Source organism: Microbacterium sp. BH-3-3-3, from assembly GCF_007679045.1.
GTDB lineage: Bacteria > Actinomycetota > Actinomycetes > Actinomycetales > Microbacteriaceae > Microbacterium > Microbacterium algihabitans.
In genome coordinates this window covers 193,028-209,832 of the sequence record NZ_VEFS01000003.1, presented here as the reverse complement: position 1 = coordinate 209,832, position 16,805 = coordinate 193,028, and the positions used below count along the sequence as shown (strand labels likewise).

The window sequence follows — 16,805 nt, the reverse complement described above, 5'->3', positions numbered from 1 at the left end:
AATGCCCGAGAACCAGCCCCCCGAGAACGATCCGTTCGCCGACCTGTACGGCCGTCTGCCCGACCCCCGCCGGGCCGCGCGGTCTTCATCCGGCGACGACGCCGCACCCCCGTCGCGCCGGGCCGCGCGCGAGGCCCGGCGCACGTCGACGGGTCCGACCCCCACTCCCGAGTCGTCCGACGCCCCGACGCCCGACGCCGCCCCGCGCTTCGATGCGGCCCGCCGTGCCCCCGAAGACACCCCCGTGGCTCCGCCAGTCGAGACCGCGCGCCCCACCGCGCAGGACAGCCCAGCCCCCGCGCCCGCCCCGCGCGCGGCCGACGACGGCCCCACCGTCGTGCCGACGGCCGTCCCGGCCGCGGAGGTTCCGGATGCCGCGCCCCGGCGCACGGCATCCGCCCCCGCTCTCCGCGGAGACGACCTGGCCCAGCCCGGCCCGGTCCGCCGAGGCAACGATGGCCCCGCCCTCTCGTCGGAGGCCGCCCGCCGCGCCGCCGCCGCGGAGCCCGCACCCGCGGCGCCGCAGCCGACCGCCCAGCCTGCATCCGAGCGATCCGCAGCGGCCCCGCACGCCGCACAGACCCCCGCGCCGTCGGACCGCGACGCCCGCCGCGAGGCCCAGCGCGAGCCCTTGCTCGTCGGCGCCGGAGCCGCCGCCGCAGGCTCCTCGGCATCCGGTGCTCGTTCCGCCGCCTCGGGGTCGCTCGAAGACCTCTTCACCGGCCAGACGACCACGCACGACATCGGCGAGCACGCCCCGCGCGCGGCGAAGAAGCGCAACCGGATCGCCGGGTGGATCGCCCTCGCGATCGTGCTCGTCATCGTCGGTGGCATCGGCGCCGGCGGCCTGTACGTGTGGAACACGTACGGCGACCGAGTGCGCGAGTTCCTGGGCACGAGCGAACCGATCGAGTACGCGGCCGGCGAGGCCACCGGCGAAGCCCGCGTGACGATCGTCGCGGGCGACACCGGCGAATCGGTCTCTCCCAAGCTTTTCGACGCGGGCGTGACCAAGGCGTCGAACTCGCTGTACAAGTACATGGTCGACAACGCCGTGGGCTTCACCTTCCAGCCCGGCGTCTACAAGCTGCAGCAGAAGATGACCTCCGAGGCGGTCATCGCGGCGCTGAAAGACCCGGCCACCCGACTGAACTACTCGGTGCAGCTGCGCGAGGGCCTGACCCTCAACCAGTCGCTCGACCTCATCGCGGAGCAGCTCAAGATCCCGCGCGCCGACCTCGACGCCGCGACCGCCGATCCCTCGCAGTACGGGGTTCCGGCCTCGACGCTCGAGGGCTGGATCTTCCCGGCCACGTACGACTTCGACGAGGGCGTCACCGCGCAGCAGGTCATCCAGACCATGGTGCAGCGCACCGTGCAGTCGCTCGACAAGGCCGGAGTGCCCGAGGGCGATCGCGAGCGGATCCTCATCATCGCCTCGATCATCGAGCGCGAGGCACGCAGCAGCGAGGACTTCTACAAGGTCTCGCGCGTGATCGAGAACCGCCTGCAGCCCGACAACACCGAGACGCACGGCCTGCTGCAGATGGACTCCACGGCCCAGTACGGCGCGAACGAACTCGACGCCGGTTCGTCGTCGTCGAGCGAGAACGCGCTCACGAGCGACAACCCGTGGAACACCTACATCCGCCCGGGGCTCCCCGTCGGACCGATCGCGAATGCCGGCGATCTCGCCATCGACGCGGCCATGCACCCCGTCGACGGCACCTGGTACTACTTCACGACCGTCAACCTGGCCACCGGTGAGACGGTGTTCTCGACCACCTACGCCGACCAGTTGAAGGCCGTCGACCAGTTCCAGGCCTGGTGCCGCGAGAACCCCGACGGCGGATGCTGACCGGCCCGACCCGGCTGGCCGTCTGGGGCGACCCGATCGCACACTCGCGGTCGCCCCGGCTGCACACCGCGGCCTACGGCGTGCTCGGGCTCGACTGGGAGTACGACCGACGCCAGGTCGACGACGCCTCGTTCATCGGTGAGATCGAGGCCCTCGACGCGACCTGGCGGGGGCTGTCGCTCACGATGCCGCTCAAGCAGGTCGCTGCGGCCCGCGCGGCGACCCTCGACGACGACGCGCGCCTGACCGGCGCGGTCAACACGTACCTGCTGACCGCCGACGGACCGCACGGGTTCAACACCGACGTCGGCGGCCTCGCCCGCGCCCTCGAGGAGTACGGCGTACGCGCGCCGCGGATGGTGCGCGTGCTCGGCGCGGGGGCGACGGCGACCTCCGCGGTGGTCGCCGCGGCCCGAGCCGGTGCTGCGACCATCGAAGTCCGCGCCCGTCGCCCCGAAGCAGCCGCACGGCTCGCGGAGCTCGGCGCGGCACTGCGTGTCGAGGTGCGGGCGCGGTCGCTCGACGATCCGCGTCTCGAGTCGGCGGATGCCACGATCGCGGCGCTCCCGGGCGGGACCGACCTCGGCCCGGTCCGTACCGCCTTGGCATCCGCCTCCGGACCCCTCGTCGACGTCGTCTACGGCGGGTGGCCGACGCCACTCGCTCTCGCCTGGGAACGCGCGGGCGTCGCCGCGCACGACGGCCTCGGCATGCTGCTGCACCAGGCCCTGCTGCAGGTGCGGGTGTTCGTGGGGGAGGACCCGGCGCGGCCCCTCGCACGCGAGCCCGAGGCGCTGGCCGCAATGCGCATCGCGCTCATGGGAGACTAGGAACATGCTTCGCGTCCTCACCGCCGGCGAGTCCCACGGCCCCGAACTGATCGCCCTCATGGAGGGGATGCCGGCCGGCGTCCCCGTCTCTTCGGCCCAGATCCGCGCCGAACTGGCGCGTCGGCGACTGGGCTACGGCCGCGGCTCGCGCATGAAGTTCGAAGAAGACGAGCTCACGCTCTCGACCGGCATCGTGCACGGCTTCACCATCGGCAGCCCCATCGCGCTGCGCATCGGCAACACCGAGTGGCCGAAGTGGACCGAGGTGATGAGCCCCGAGCCCGTCGAACTCTCCGACCGCTCGCGCGGCCGCGGCGCCGCCCTCACGCGCCCGCGCCCCGGCCACGCCGACCTCGTCGGCATGCAGAAGTACGGCTTCGACGAAGCGCGGCCCATCCTCGAGCGCGCCTCGGCCCGCGAGACGGCCGCGCGCGTCGCCCTCGGCGCCATCGCCCGCTCGTTCCTGGGCGAACTCGGCATCCGCCTCGTCAGCCACACGCTGTCGATCGGTCCGGTGCGCACGCCCGAAGACGCAGCCCTTCCCACTCCCGATGACGTCGACCGTCTCGACGCCGATCCGCTGCGGTGCTTCGACGCCGACACGTCGGCCGCGATGGTCGCCGAGGTCGACGATGCGAAGAAGTCGGGCGACACCCTCGGCGGTGTCGTCGAGGTGCTCGCCTACGGCCTGCCGCCGGGACTCGGCTCGCACGTGCAGTGGGACCGCCGTCTCGACGCGAAGCTCGCGCAGGCGCTCATGAGCATCCAGGCGATCAAGGGCGTCGAGGTCGGCGACGGCTTCCTCACCACCACCCGTCGCGGATCGCAGGCGCACGACGAGCTCTTCGCCACCGACGGCGGCATCACACGTTCGTCCGACCGCGCGGGAGGCACCGAGGGCGGCATGTCGACCGGCACCGTGCTGCGCGTGCGCGCGGGCATGAAGCCGATCGCCACGATCCCCAAGGCGCTGCGCACCGTCGACGTCGCCACCGGCGACACGGCCGCGGCCCACCACCAGCGTTCCGACGTCTGCGCCGTGCCCGCCGCGGGCGTGGTCGCCGAGGCCATGGTCGCCGTGACCCTCGCCGACGCGGTGCTCGAGAAGTTCGGGGGCGACAACGTCGCCGAGACGCGCCGCAACCTCGAGTCGTACCTGGCGAACCTGCCCGAGACGCTGCGCACGAGCGACGCGTCCGACGCGGCGCTGCTCGCGCATGACCTCGCCTGAGCGGGTGCCCGCCGACGAATCGCACGCCGGGGGTCCCGGGCTTCCGGGGGCTGCCGGCAGCGCGGCGGCATCCGGTGTCTCCGGCGCACCCGGTGTCTCCGGCGCACCCGGTATCTCCGGCGTGCCCGGCAGCGCGGCGACACCCGGGCCCGACGGTGCTCCCGGTCCCGCCGTCGTGCTCATCGGTCCGATGGGCGCCGGCAAGACGAGCGTCGGTCGTCGCGTCGCGCGTGCGCTCGGCACGACCTTCACCGACACCGACAAGCTCGTCGTGCGCGACCACGGACCCATCCGCGACCTGTTCCTCGCCCACGGCGAGCCGCACTTCCGCGCCCTCGAGCGCGAGGCCGTCGTCGAGGCCCTCGGGCGCGGCGGAGTCGTCGCCCTCGGTGGGGGAGCCGTGCTCGACCCGCTCACCCGCGAACGCCTCACCGCGCATCGTGTCGTTCTGCTGACGGTGTCGCCGCACGTGGTGGCTTCGCGCATCCACGGCGACGAGCGTCCCCTGCTCGGCGGCGAAGACCCGGCCGAACGCTGGCTGCGCATCTTCGAGGAGCGCCGGCCCATCTACGAATCCACCGCCCACATCGCGTTCGACACGTCATCGGGGCCGTTGTCCCGCGTGGTCGACGACATCGTGGCCTGGGCGCAGAGCGTCCCGGCCCAGGAGGCACCATGAGCGACACCACGACCATCTCCGTCGCCGGCGACCCCGGTTACGACATCACCGTCGGCCGCGGGCTGCTCGCGACCCTGGGCGAGAAGCTGCCCGCCGGAGCGCAGAAGGTGCTCATCGTGCACCCGCCGACCCTCGCGAAGCAGGCCGAGGCGCTGCGCGCGCAACTCGTCGGCGACCGCCAGGTGCTGCTGGCCGAGATCCCGGATGCCGAGCAGGGCAAGCGCGTCGAAGTGGCGGCGTTCTGCTGGCAGGTCATGGGACAGGCCGACTTCACCCGCACCGACGTCGTGATCGGCTTCGGCGGGGGAGCGGTCACCGACCTCGCCGGCTTCGTCGCCGCGACCTGGCTCCGCGGCGTCGCGCTCGTGCAGGTGCCCACCACGGTGCTCGGCATGGTGGACGCCGCCGTCGGCGGCAAGACGGGCATCAACACCGCCGAGGGCAAGAACCTCGTCGGTGCGTTCTGGCCTCCGGTCGCCGTGGTCTGCGACCTCGACCTTCTCGACACGCTGTCGAAGAACGAGGCCACCGCGGGGTTCGCCGAAGTGGTCAAGGCGGGCTTCATCTGGCATCCGGAGATCCTCGACCTCATCGAGGCCGACCCGACGGGCATCGTCGACCCGCGCGGTGACGCGTTCCGTCGCTGCGTCGAGCTCGCGATCGACATGAAGGCCCGCGTCGTCGGCGAAGACCTGCGCGAGGCAGGGCTCCGCGAAGTGCTGAACTACGGCCACACCCTCGGCCACGCGATCGAGCACGCCGAGCGCTACCGCTGGCGCCACGGCGCGGCCATCTCGGTCGGCATGGTGTTCGCCGCCGAGCTATCGCGTCTGGCCGGTCGTCTGTCCGACGACGTCGCTCAGCGTCACCGCACGGTGCTGGAGTCGCTGGGCCTTCCGACGACCTACCGCGCCGGCGCGTTCCAGACGCTCAAGGCCACCATGCAGCGCGACAAGAAGAGCCGCGGCAGCATGCTGCGCTTCATCGTGCTCGACGACCTCGCCCGCCCGACCGTGCTGCAGGCTCCGGACGAGTCGCTGCTGTTCGCGGCGTACCAGGAGGTCGGTGCGTGAGCACCGCACGGTGCCGTGTGGAGAAGGCGCGCGCGTGAGCGTCGCCGTGCGCCGCGTGCGCGCGGGGGAGGGCGACCGCGTCCGCGCTCTGCGGCTGCGCGCGGTGAGCGACCCGGCGGCATCCATCGCCTTCCTCACCACCCTCGAGCAGGAGCGCACGCGCGCGCAGGAGTTCTGGGACGACCGCGCCTCGGCCGCCGCCGCGGGTGAGGCGGCGGCGATGTTCATCGCGGAGCGCGACGACGCGTGGCTCGGTTCGGTGACGGTGCTCGTGCGTCGCGTGGGGGAGGTCGACCACACCGGTCGTCGCATCAACGACGCGCGCGCCGACGTGGTCGGGGTGTACGTCGCGCCCGAACTCCGCGGCACGGGGGCGATCGACGCACTGCTCGACGCCGCCGCCCGCTGGACCCGCGAGCAGGGCTTCGACACGCTCGCCCTCGACGTGCACGCCGACAACGTCCGCGCCCAGGCCGCCTATCGCCGCGCCGGGTTCGTCGCGACGGGCGAGGAGTTCACCGGCCCGATCGGCCCCGAGCTCGCGATGAGCCGCTCGCTGCGCACGCTCTGACGCGCGGGTCTCGCCGCGCACGCAGAACCCCGCCTACGCGAAAGCCCCGCCTCACGGAGAGACGGGGCTTTCGCGTCAGAGGTCAGACCGTGGCGGGAACGCGGCGCTCGGCGGCGAGACCCAGCTGATCGGTGGGAACGTCCTTCGTCTCGCGAGCGGTCAGGGCGCTCACCGAGGCGATGACCGCGATGATCGCGGTGAAGACGCTGATCACGACCCAGCCGCCGGCCGACCCGCCACCGAGGGCGGCGACGATGCTGGGCGCGAAGCCGGCCATGAGGAAACCGAGCTGCGTGCCGATCGCCATGCCCGAGAAGCGCACGCGCGTGCTGAACATCTCGCCGTAGAACGAGGGCCACACGGCGTTGGCGGCGGCGTATCCGCACGAGAAGGTGAGGATCGCGAGACCGAAGGTCAGCAGGTCGTTCCCCGCGCCCATCGACAGCATGTAGAACGGCATGAACACCGCCGACGACAGCGCGCCGTAGATGAACACGGGCTTGCGTCCGACGCGGTCGGCGAGCTTGCCGAACAGCGGCTGCGTGAACAGCGCGACGACGTTGGCGACCACGACGAGCCACAGGGTGACGCTGGCCGCGAGGCCCTGCTCCTTGCCGTAGGCGATCGCGAGCGTGCCGAACACGGTCGAGACGGCGGCGATGAACGCACAGCAGATCACGCGCAGCACGTCGCGCCAGTGGTTCTTCAGCAGGGGGATCAGGGGCATGCGGGCGATCTGGCCGGTGGCCTTGGCCTGCTCGAACTCGGGCGTCTCGTGCAGGCTGCGGCGGATGAAGAACGCCACGATCACGACGACGGCGCTGAGCCAGAACGGGATGCGCCAGCCCCACGAGAACTTGATGTCGTCGGGCAGCGCGACCACCGGAATGAAGATGAGCGCGGCGAGGATCTGACCGCCCTGCGTGCCGGTGAGGGTCCACGAGGTGAAGAACGACCGACGCCCGTCGGGGGCGTGCTCGAGGGTGAGCGACGAAGCGCCCGCCTGCTCCCCGGCGGCCGAGAGTCCCTGCGCGAGGCGGCAGAGCACGAGCAGCACCGGAGCGAACCAGCCGATCTGGGCGAAGCCCGGCAGGCAGCCGATGATGAAGGTCGACAGACCCATCAGCACGAGCGTGAACATCAGCACCTTCTGGCGACCGATGCGGTCTCCGAAGTGGCCGAGGATCACGGCGCCCACGGGACGCGCGATGTAGGCGAACCCGAAGGTCGCGAACGACATCACGAGGGCCGCCTGATCACCCGACGGGAAGAACACCGTCGGGAAGATGAGGGCGGCGGCCGAGCCGAACAGGAAGAAGTCGTAGTACTCCACGGCGCTTCCCATGAAGCTGGCGGTGGCCGCCTTCACGGGAGTCTTCCGCGTCGTTGCGGTGGTGGTCATGGACGAGTGCTCCTTAGCGGGAGAGGGCCGGACCGACGGGGACGTCGGTGGTCGAGCCGGGGGTGACGAGGTCGAGGAAGTGGGCGGTCATGCGGTCGGGATCGGGTCGCGTCCCGGTGATGAGGGCGAAGGCGTCGACGGCCTGGTGGACCGCCATGCGTCCGCCGCTGAGGGTGCGGCATCCGCGCTCGCGCGCGGTGACGAGGAGTTCGGTGTCGAGAGGGCGGTAGACGATGTCGGCGACCCACAGCTCGGGGCGGAGCAGGTCGGCGTCGAGGGGGAGTCCCGGGTGCTCCGCCATGCCGACGGGGGTGCAGTGCACGAGGCCGTCGGCATCGGCGAGCACGGCGGGGAGGTCGGCGGGGGAGGAGGTGTCGACGACGGCGAGCGGATGCCGCGCCGCGAGGTCGTCCGCGAGGCCCTGCGCCCGCGCCGGGTCGAGGTCGACGATGCTCAGCCGGGCGGTACCCAGGCGCAGCAGCGCGTCGGCGACGGCCGACCCTGCCCCGCCGGCGCCGAGCTGGACGACGTGCCGGGTCTCGGCATCCGGGAGCCCGTCGGTGAACGCCGCGGCGAAGCCCGTCGTATCGGTGTTGTGGCCGACGCGTCCGGTGGGGGTGAAGAGCACGGTGTTGACCGCGCCGAGGGCGGCGGCGACCGGGTCGATGCGGTCGAGGTGCGCGAGCACGCTCTGCTTGCAGGGGTGGGTGACGTTGACGGCGTCGTAGCCGAGGCGTTCGGCCCAGGCGAGCACGTCGCCGATGCGGTCGGGGTCGATGCCGAGAGCCGTCAGGTCGAGCGGACGGTAGACGTAGGTGAGCCCGAGCGCACGCGCCTCGGCCATGTGCATGGGCGGCGTCAGCGACGGGAGCACGCCCGTGCCGATGAGGCCCACGAGATAGGGGTGCGAGTCGATCACGGTACTCCTTCGTCTCCGCGACACCGGCTTATGTACTAACCGGTACGTTCAGAGGAAACCACGCTCGCGTCGCGGTGTCAACGACGAGATCCCGGATGCCGGGGACCCGGGGCCCACGCGCGTGTCCGGTGGCTTCGACAGGCTCAGCCACCTGCGAACCGAGGTCCCTGAGCTCGTCGAAGGGCCCCGGCCACGCGGGTATCCGGCGGCTTCGACAGGCTCAGCCACCTGCGAACCGAGGGCCCTGAGCTTGCCGAAGGGCCCGAGCCCACGCGCAGGACCGGTGGCTTCGACAGGCTCAGCCACCTGCGACGCGAGGTTCCTGAGCTTGTCGAAGGGCCCGAGGCCAGCGGGTATCCGGTGGCTTCGACAGGCTCAGCCACCTGCGACGCGAGGTCCCCGAGCTTGTCGAAGGGCCCGGGCCCACGCAGGTGACCGGCGGCTTCGACAGGCTCAGCCACCTGCGAACCGAGGGCCCTGAGCTCGTCGAAGGGCCCGAGGCCAGCGGGATGCCCGGTGGCTTCGACAGGCTCAGCCACCTGCGAACCGAGGTCCCCGAGCTTGCCGAAGGGCCCGAGCCCACGCGCAGGACCGGCGGCTTCGACAGGCTCAGCCACCTGCGAACCGAGGTCCCCGAGCTTGTCGAAGGGCCCGGGCCCACGCAGGTGACCGGCGGCTTCGACAAGCTCAGCCACCTGCGACGCGAGGTCCCCGAGCTCGTCGAAGGGCCCGGAGCCAGCGGGGTGTCCGGTGGCTTCGACGGGCTCAGCCACCTGCGAACCGAGGGCCCTGAGCTTGCCGAAGGGCCCGAGCCCACGCGGGTATCCGGTGGCTTCGACAGGCTCAGCGACCTGCGAACCGAGGTCCCTGAGCTTGCCGAAGGGCCCGGGGCCAGCGCAGGTGACCGGTGACTTCGACAGGCTCAGCCACCGGCGTCAGCGCGCGGGGGCCGTGAGCCAGCCGACCACCACGTCGCCGATCACCGCGCGCAGGTGCGGGCGACGGTCGGGGGAGGCGAGGTCAACGTCGAACAGGTGCCCGAACGTGTACTGGTTGGCGACCTGGAACACGCAGTACGCGCTGATCACCAAGTGCACGTCGATCGCGTCGACGTCGGCACGGAAAAGGCCGTCGGCGCGACCGCGCTCGAGGATCTCGTCGAGCAGACCCTTCGCCGGCTTCGACAGCGTGCGCAGTCCCTCGATCTGACGGATGAAGGTGCCGCGGTGGATGTTCTCGATCGCGACGAGACGGATGAACGCGTCATGCCCGACGTGATGGTCGTAGGTCAGCTCGGCGAGAGCGCGGATCGCATCGACCGGGTCGGCGTGATCGACGTCGATCGCTCGTTCGGCCTCGCGGATCCCGCGGTACGCCTCCTCGAGGACGGCCCGGTAGAGCCCCTCTTTGCTGCCGAAGTAGTAGTAGATCATGCGCTTCGTGGTGCGCGTGCGGGCGGCGATCTCGTCGACGCGGGCACCCGAGAACCCGTCCTCGGCGAACACCTCGGTCGCCACCGCGAGCAGTTCGGAACGCGTGCGTTCGGCGTCTCGACGTGCCTCGGCCATGGCTTCAACCTACTGGACGGGGGGAGTGGACCCCGTTTGTACTAACTGGTACATTCAGCCGCCATGAAGACCTCGATGGCGACCGTCTGCATCAGCGGCACCCTGGCCGACAAGCTCCACGCGTGCGCGGCGGCCGGATTCGACGGCGTCGAGATCTTCGAGCCCGACCTGCTCGCCGCCCCCGAGAGCCCCGAGGAGATCGCCGCGATCGCCGCACGCCTCGGCCTCACGCTCGACCTCTACCAGCCCATGCGCGACGTCGAGGGCGTCGACGAAGACGCGTTCGCCGCCGTCCTGCACCGCGCCGAGGCGAAGTTCCGGCTCATGAACCGCCTCGGAATCGACCTCGTGCTGTGCTGCAGCAACGTGGCCACCGCGAGCATCGACGACGACGACGTCTCGGCGGGGCAGTTGCGCCGACTGGGCGATCTCGCTCAGGGCTACGGCATCCGGATCGCCTTCGAAGCCCTCGCGTGGGGGAAGTACATCGACGACTACCGCCGCGCGTGGCGCGTCGTCGAACGCGCCGACCACCCCGCGGTCGGGGTGTGCCTCGACTCGTTCCACATCCTCTCGCGCGGGCACGACCTCGCCGACATCGCCCTGATCCCGGGGGAGAAGATCTTCTTCGCGCAGCTCGCCGACGCCCCGCGGCTCAGCATGGACGTGCTGTCGTGGAGCCGGCACCACCGGCTGTTCCCGGGCGAGGGCGACTTCGACCTCGCCGACTTCACCGCGCGCGTCGTCGATGCCGGGTACACCGGTCCGCTGTCGCTCGAGGTGTTCAACGACACGTTCCGCCAGACCGACGCCCGCCGCACCGCCCTGCACGCGCGGCGCTCGCTGCGCTGGCTCGAGGACGCCGTCGCGCGCACCCTCTCCGCGCCCTCGGCCGACCTGCGGATGCTGCCCGACTCCGCCGCCCCCTCGGGCGTGGACTTCGTCGAGATCAAGGCCGAGGACACCTCCGCGGTCGAGGAGCTCCTCCACCAGCTCGGTTTCACCTCTCGCGGTCGACACCGCACCAAGCCCGTGACCCTGTGGACCGCGGGCGAGGCCCGGGTCGTGCTCAATGAGCAGCACGCGCGCGGGTGGGAGCCGCGACTGGCCGCGATCGGGCTCGAGGTCGACGACGCCGAGGCCGTCGACCTGCGCATGCACGAGCTCCGCGTTCCGCGGGCCTACCGTCGCACCTACGCCACCGAGGAGCGGCTCGACGGCGCCGTCGCCCCGGACGGCACCGAGGTGTACTGGGCGCAGGCCGCCGACGAGGGCGAACCCGCGTGGGTCGCGGAGTTCGAGCACGGCGAACCCGAGACTCCGACGACCGTCGCGGGCGTCGACCACGTCAGCCTCTCGCAGCCGTGGCAGGCGATCGAAGAAGCCACGCTGTTCTACACCGCCGGCTTCGCGCTGCGCGTCGACAGCAGCACCGAGGTGCCGGGTCCGCAGGGCCTCGTCGCGAGCCGCGTGCTCGGCTCGCCGGGCGGCGAGGTGCGCCTGCCGCTGAACGTCGCGCCGCCGATCCTCGCCGACCAGCGCGCCGGGGCCGCCCTGCCCCAGCACGTCGCGTTCGCGTGCACCGACGTGCGCGCGCTCGCCCGCGCCGCCCGGGAGCGCGGCTTCATTCCGCTCGCGATGCCCGGCAACTACTACGACGACCTCGCCGCGCGATTCGAGATGACGGATGCCGCGGTCGACGAGCTGCGCGAGCTGCACCTCGGCTACGACCGCGACGCCGCGGGGGAGTACCTGCACTTCTACACGCGCACGATCGGCGAGGTGTTCCTGGAGTTCGTCGAGCGCGTCGACGCCTACGCCGGATACGGCGCGGGCACCGCCCCCGTACGCCTGAGCGCGCAGGGCCGGCGCTGATAGCGTGCCGACCATGACCACGCCCCGTCGCCTGCTGCTCGTCAACGGTCCGAACCTCAACCTGCTCGGCACCCGGCAACCCGAGATCTACGGCCGCGAGACCCTCGCCGACGTCGAGCGGATCACCTCCGACGCCGCCGCGCGGTTCGGGCTCGAGGTACGCGCGATCCAGAGCAACCACGAGGGCGTGCTGATCGACGCGATCCACGCCGCCCGACTCGACTGCGCCGGCATCGTGATCAACGCCGGAGGGCTCACGCACACGTCCGTGTCGTTGCGCGACGCCCTGGCATCCGTCGACCTCCCCGTCGCCGAAGTGCACATCTCGAACATCCGCGAGCGCGAGAGCTTCCGGCACTTCTCGTACATCGAAGACGTCGCCGTCGTGCACGTCATCGGCGAGGGCGTGCCGGGCTACGCACGTGCGGTCGAACGCCTCATCGAGGTCATCTCGGGCCGCGCCGACGGCTGACGGCGCGCATCACGTAGACTCTGACGTCGGGCTCTCGCCCCACATCGACTCACGAAACGGAATATCGGCACTCATGGCATCCACCGCAGACATCAAGAACGGCGTCGTCCTGAACATCGACGGTCAGCTCTGGAGCGTCGTTGAGTTCCAGCACGTCAAGCCCGGAAAGGGCGGCGCGTTCGTCCGCACGAAGCTCAAGAACGTCATGAGCGGCAAGGTCGTCGACCGCACGTTCAACGCCGGCGCCAAGATCGACCTCGAGAACGTCGACCGCCGCGACTTCACCTACCTGTACAACGACGGTGAAGGTTTCGTCTTCATGGACGTCGCCGACTACGACCAGATCACCGTCGGTTCCGCCACCGTGGGCGACGCCGCGAACTTCCTGCTCGAGAACCAGCAGGTGCAGATCGCGCTGAACAACGGCAACCCGCTCTACATCGAGCTTCCGCCGTCCGTCATCCTCGAGGTGACCTACACCGAGCCCGGCCTGCAGGGCGACCGCTCCTCGGCCGGCACCAAGCCCGCCACCGTCGAGACCGGCTACGAGATGCAGGTTCCGCTGTTCCTCGAGACCGGCACGAAGATCAAGGTCGACACTCGCACCGGCGAGTACCTCGGCCGCATCAGCTGACCTTGAGCGCCCGTACCAAGGCGCGCAAGCGCGCCCTCGACATCCTGTTCCAGGCCGACGTGCGCGGCGAAGAGCTCGCGATCATGCTCGCGACAGAAGCCAAGCGCGCCGCCTCCGAGCCCGCTCGCGAGGCCTCGTGGCTCTACGCGCGCGACATCGTCGACGGAGTGATCGACAACCGCGACGCGATCGACGAGCAGATCACGACGTTCTCGAAGGACTGGTCGCTGCAGCGCATGCCCGCCGTCGACCGCGCCCTGCTGCGCATCGGCACGTGGGAGATCCTCTACAACGACGACGTGCCGACGGCCGTCGCGATCGACGAGGCCGTGGAGCTCGCGAAGGAGTTCTCCACCGACGACTCCGGTTCGTTCGTGCACGGCGTGCTCGCGCGGATCGCGCGCTCGTCCTGAGCAGTCCCGACGTGGTGCGACGCGGCCCCGACCCCCGGTCGGCGGTCGCGTCGCGTCGTTTCACGAGCGGGGCGGATGCCGCGTGCGCGCAGGTCGACGGACCGGTATCGGGTCGCGCCGAGTCGAGGCATGGCGCGGCGGATGCCGCGTGCCCGCCGCCCGGCCTGCCTACGACGGGTCGCATCGTCCGGCCCCGCGGCGGATACTCACGCATGAACGGTGTCGGCGCGCAGGAACGTGAACTGCACGCGTTCCTGCGCGCGGAAAGCGTTCATGGGTGGCCGCGCGCGTCCCTGTCGGAGGTCCACGGAAGGATCGCCGCGTGACGTCGTGGCGTGAGCTCATCCCCTCCGGCGGCGCTGCGTCGTACGAGGCGCTCGCGCTGGGCGTCGAGCTGCGTCAGCGCGAGGCGTACGACCCGGGCCGGTGGGAGGCGCGCGCCGTCGTGCCGGTGACCCCGCGCCTGCTCGCGCAGCGCCAGGACGACCTGCAACTCGCGGCCCGTCCCCTCGTGCGGGGGTCTCGCGAGGCCTGGATCAAGGCGGATGCCACGTGGGAGACGGTCCGCCGCTCGCCCGCTCGCTTCGACCCCGCTCACGTCCACTGGTTCGCCGAGCTGTTCGCTCTCGCTCAGGCCTTCCGCACGACGGGCCCCTTCGCGCCCGCCGGCGACACGATCGCGCTCGACACCGTCACCTCGCCCCTGCTGTGGCCGCACCTGGCGGCGGCAGAGCGGCTCGGCATCCCGCTCGTGTCGATGAACCCCCAGCAGAACGTGCGCCTCGCGAGCGCGGCGATCGCGCGGGTGGCGCTCGACGCCGTGGGCGGGGGAGCGCTGCGGATCTCGGCCGACCTCACGCTCGACGGCGACACCGTCGACGCGACGCGAGCGCGCGCGATCGGCGCGTCGGGGCTGTTCGCGTTCGAACTCGATCGCGACCCGGTGCCGATCGTGCTCGCTCCGGTCGCGTTGCCCGAGCCCCTGCCGACGCTCCTCGGCACCGCGGGGGTCGACGTACCCCGCGACGAGGCCGACGAGTTCGTCGCCGAGGTGTACCCCCGGCTCGCGCGGCGTGCGCCGCTGTCGGTGGGTGCGGGTGTCCCGACTCCGCCGCCCGATCGCCCGACGCTCGAGGTCGCGGTGGCGTACGCCGACGACGACGTCGCCTATCGGCTCGAGTGGGTGTACCCGGGTGGTCGCCGCGTGGCGTACGACGCGGCTGATGACTCGGAGCGCGACCTGCGCGCCGAGGCGCAGATCGGCGAGCGGTTCGAGACCGCGTGGATAGCGGCATCCGATCTCCCCGTGACGCCCCGCGCGAACCTGCACGACGCGGATGCCGCCGTGTTCGCGACCCGGGTGCTGCCCGCGATCGACGTGCTCGACGAGGTGCGGGTGCGCATGACCGGCACGGCGCCGACGTTTCGCGAGCTGAGGGGCGACCCGTCGCTGCGGATCACGGCGGTCGAATCGCTCGATCGCGACTGGTTCGACCTCGGCATCGTCGTGACGATCGAAGGTCGCCTGATCCCGTTCGGGACGCTGTTCTCGGCGCTCTCGCGGGGGCGCACGCGCATCAAGCTCTCGGACGGCGCGTGGTTCTCGCTCGCGCACCCGGCTCTGCAGCGACTTCGCGACCTGCTCGAAGAGGCGGCCGCCCTCGACGAGTGGGAGACCGGTCCGCGGCTTCCCCGCACGCACCTGACACTGTGGGCGGAGTTCGAAGACCTGGCCGACCAGTCCGAGGCCGCGGTTGAGTGGCGCGGCCTGGCGCGGGCGTTGCGGGATGTCGCAGAGGTGCCCGAGGTGCCGACGCCGAATGGGTTCCGCGCCGAGCTGCGCCCGTACCAGCGCGAGGGTCTGTCGTGGCTCGCGCTGCTGCACCGGCACCGGCTCGGCGGGATCCTCGCCGACGACATGGGGCTCGGCAAGACCCTGCAGCTGCTCGCTCTCATCGCCCACGCGAAGGCCACGGGGGAGCGGCGGCCCTGGCTCGTCGTCGCGCCCACCTCGGTGCTGCCGACGTGGCGCGACGAGGCGGCGCGCTTCGCCCCCGACCTGCGGGTCGCGGTGGTCGAAGCGACGGCCGTTCGCCGTGCGTCCGCGATCACCGACATCGCCGGGGGTGTCGACATCGTCGTGGCCCCCTACGGGGTCGTGCGGGCGGATGCCGCGGAGTTCGGCGCCGTGCACTGGGCCGGCGTCGTGCTCGATGAGGCGCAGTTCGTGAAGAACCCCGCGACGCGGATCCATCGCGCGATCGCGGCGTTGCAGACCGACGCGGTGTTCGCCGCCACGGGGACGCCGATCGAGAACGGTCTCGACGACCTGTGGGCACTGCTCTCGCTCACCGCTCCGGGGCTGTTCCCCTCGATCCGGCAGTTCCGCGAGGACTACACCCGCGCGATCGAGCAGCTGCCCTCCGACGCCCCGACGGCCCTGTCGGCGGCCGCGGCGAGCGCGCACCGCGAGAAGACGCTGGATCGACTACGCCGTCGGGTGCGGCCGTTCCTGCTGCGGCGCACGAAGGACGTCGTGGCATCCGACCTCCCTCCCAAGCAGGAGCAGGAGATCGCGGTTCCTCTCGGTCCCGCGCATCAGGAGCTGTACGACCGTGTGCTGCAGCGCGAGCGGCAGAAGGTGCTCGGGTTGCTCGACGATCTCGATCGGCAGCGCTTCATCGTGTTCCGGTCGCTCACCTTGCTGCGCATGCTGGCCCTCGCGCCGGGGCTCGTTGACGAGCGCGATGCGCATCTGGGGTCGGCGAAGCTCGACGTGCTGCTCGACCGTCTCGTCGAGGTGGCCGCCGAGGGACACCGTGCCCTGGTGTTCAGTCAGTTCACGTCGTTCCTCGATCTGGCGGCCGAGCGACTGGATGCCGCCGGTCTCGCGTACGCGCATCTCGACGGGTCGACGGCTCGTCGGGGGGATGTGATCGACGGGTTCCGCGAGGGGGATGCTCCGGTGTTCCTCATCAGCCTGAAGGCGGGTGGTTTCGGTCTGACCCTCACCGAGGCGGAATACGTGTTCCTGCTCGACCCGTGGTGGAATCCCGCCGCCGAGAATCAGGCGATCGACCGGGTGCACCGCATCGGTCAGACCAAGAGCGTGTTCGTGTACCGCCTCATCGCGGCGGGCACCGTCGAAGAGAAGGTGCGGGCGCTGCAGCATCGCAAGGCGGCGCTGTTCGACGCGGTGATCGATGACGACGACGCGTTCGCCGCAGCCCTCGACGCGGACGACATCCGGGGGTTGCTCGGGCCGTGATCCGCTCCTCGG

Annotated in this window: 15 protein-coding genes; 12 read left to right on the top strand and 3 right to left on the bottom strand. The window is 71.5% G+C overall.

From position 1 onward, the window contains the following. Position 1 precedes the first annotated feature (1 nt). The 6 genes from mltG (at position 2) to FS769_RS11300 (ending at position 6,242) form a co-directional block, all read left to right on the top strand. A complete protein-coding gene (mltG, locus tag FS769_RS11325) occupies positions 2-1,858 on the top strand; it encodes an endolytic transglycosylase MltG (protein WP_144833480.1) in 1,857 nt (618 codons plus the stop codon). Continuing rightward, on the top strand, positions 1,852-2,688 hold the full coding sequence (locus FS769_RS11320) for a shikimate dehydrogenase (RefSeq protein ID WP_144833478.1): 837 nt from the start codon (positions 1,852-1,854) through the stop codon (positions 2,686-2,688). The genes mltG and FS769_RS11320 overlap by 7 nt, the downstream gene beginning before the upstream one ends. A 4-nt stretch (positions 2,689-2,692) precedes the next feature. Continuing rightward, positions 2,693-3,919: a chorismate synthase gene (gene aroC, locus FS769_RS11315; RefSeq protein WP_144833476.1), complete on the top strand. Its 1,227-nt coding sequence runs from the start codon at positions 2,693-2,695 to the stop codon at positions 3,917-3,919. Between the two features lie 190 nt (positions 3,920-4,109). After that, positions 4,110-4,598 carry a shikimate kinase gene (locus tag FS769_RS11310; RefSeq protein ID WP_144833783.1) on the top strand — a complete coding sequence of 163 codons (489 nt, stop codon included), beginning with the start codon at positions 4,110-4,112 and terminating at the stop codon, positions 4,596-4,598. Next, positions 4,595-5,671, top strand: coding sequence for a 3-dehydroquinate synthase (gene aroB, locus FS769_RS11305; RefSeq protein WP_144833474.1), 1,077 nt, complete (start codon positions 4,595-4,597; stop codon positions 5,669-5,671). The genes FS769_RS11310 and aroB overlap by 4 nt, the downstream gene beginning before the upstream one ends. Positions 5,672-5,705: 34 nt before the next feature. Beyond that, positions 5,706-6,242 carry a GNAT family N-acetyltransferase gene (locus FS769_RS11300; protein WP_144833472.1) on the top strand — a complete coding sequence of 179 codons (537 nt, stop codon included), beginning with the start codon at positions 5,706-5,708 and terminating at the stop codon, positions 6,240-6,242. A gap of 82 nt (positions 6,243-6,324) precedes the next feature. On the opposite strand, the gene FS769_RS11295 is transcribed toward FS769_RS11300, so the two are convergent. Continuing rightward, positions 6,325-7,644: an MFS transporter gene (locus FS769_RS11295; protein WP_144833470.1), complete on the bottom strand. Its 1,320-nt coding sequence runs from the start codon at positions 7,642-7,644 to the stop codon at positions 6,325-6,327. Between the two features lie 13 nt (positions 7,645-7,657). Continuing rightward, positions 7,658-8,563, bottom strand: a complete 906-nt coding sequence (locus tag FS769_RS11290) for a shikimate dehydrogenase (RefSeq protein ID WP_144833468.1) — start codon at positions 8,561-8,563, stop codon at positions 7,658-7,660. A 431-nt stretch (positions 8,564-8,994) separates the two neighbouring features. On the opposite strand from FS769_RS11290, the gene FS769_RS11285 reads away from it, so the two are divergent. Next, on the top strand, positions 8,995-9,474 hold the full coding sequence (locus FS769_RS11285) for a hypothetical protein (protein WP_144833466.1): 480 nt from the start codon (positions 8,995-8,997) through the stop codon (positions 9,472-9,474). Positions 9,475-9,498: 24 nt separating this feature from the next. Here FS769_RS11285 and FS769_RS11280 read toward each other — a convergent pair whose 3' ends face one another. Further along, on the bottom strand, positions 9,499-10,131 hold the full coding sequence (locus FS769_RS11280; protein ID WP_144833464.1) for a TetR/AcrR family transcriptional regulator: 633 nt from the start codon (positions 10,129-10,131) through the stop codon (positions 9,499-9,501). A gap of 63 nt (positions 10,132-10,194) precedes the next feature. Here FS769_RS11280 and FS769_RS11275 point away from each other — a divergent pair, with 63 nt between their 5' ends. The 5 genes from FS769_RS11275 (at position 10,195) to FS769_RS11255 (ending at position 16,793) form a co-directional block, all read left to right on the top strand. Beyond that, positions 10,195-12,006 carry a sugar phosphate isomerase/epimerase and 4-hydroxyphenylpyruvate domain-containing protein gene (locus FS769_RS11275; protein ID WP_144833462.1) on the top strand — a complete coding sequence of 604 codons (1,812 nt, stop codon included), beginning with the start codon at positions 10,195-10,197 and terminating at the stop codon, positions 12,004-12,006. A gap of 13 nt (positions 12,007-12,019) precedes the next feature. Further along, positions 12,020-12,478, top strand: coding sequence for a type II 3-dehydroquinate dehydratase (locus FS769_RS11270; RefSeq protein WP_144833460.1), 459 nt, complete (start codon positions 12,020-12,022; stop codon positions 12,476-12,478). Between the two features lie 73 nt (positions 12,479-12,551). Then, the gene (gene efp / locus FS769_RS11265; RefSeq protein WP_144833458.1) at positions 12,552-13,112 is read left to right on the top strand and encodes an elongation factor P; all 561 of its coding nucleotides are present in this window, start codon (positions 12,552-12,554) and stop codon (positions 13,110-13,112) included. A gap of 2 nt (positions 13,113-13,114) precedes the next feature. Then, the gene (nusB, locus tag FS769_RS11260; RefSeq protein WP_144833456.1) at positions 13,115-13,525 is read left to right on the top strand and encodes a transcription antitermination factor NusB; all 411 of its coding nucleotides are present in this window, start codon (positions 13,115-13,117) and stop codon (positions 13,523-13,525) included. Positions 13,526-13,847: 322 nt separating this feature from the next. Further along, the gene (locus tag FS769_RS11255; protein ID WP_144833454.1) at positions 13,848-16,793 is read left to right on the top strand and encodes a DEAD/DEAH box helicase; all 2,946 of its coding nucleotides are present in this window, start codon (positions 13,848-13,850) and stop codon (positions 16,791-16,793) included. Positions 16,794-16,805: the final 12 nt, after the last annotated feature.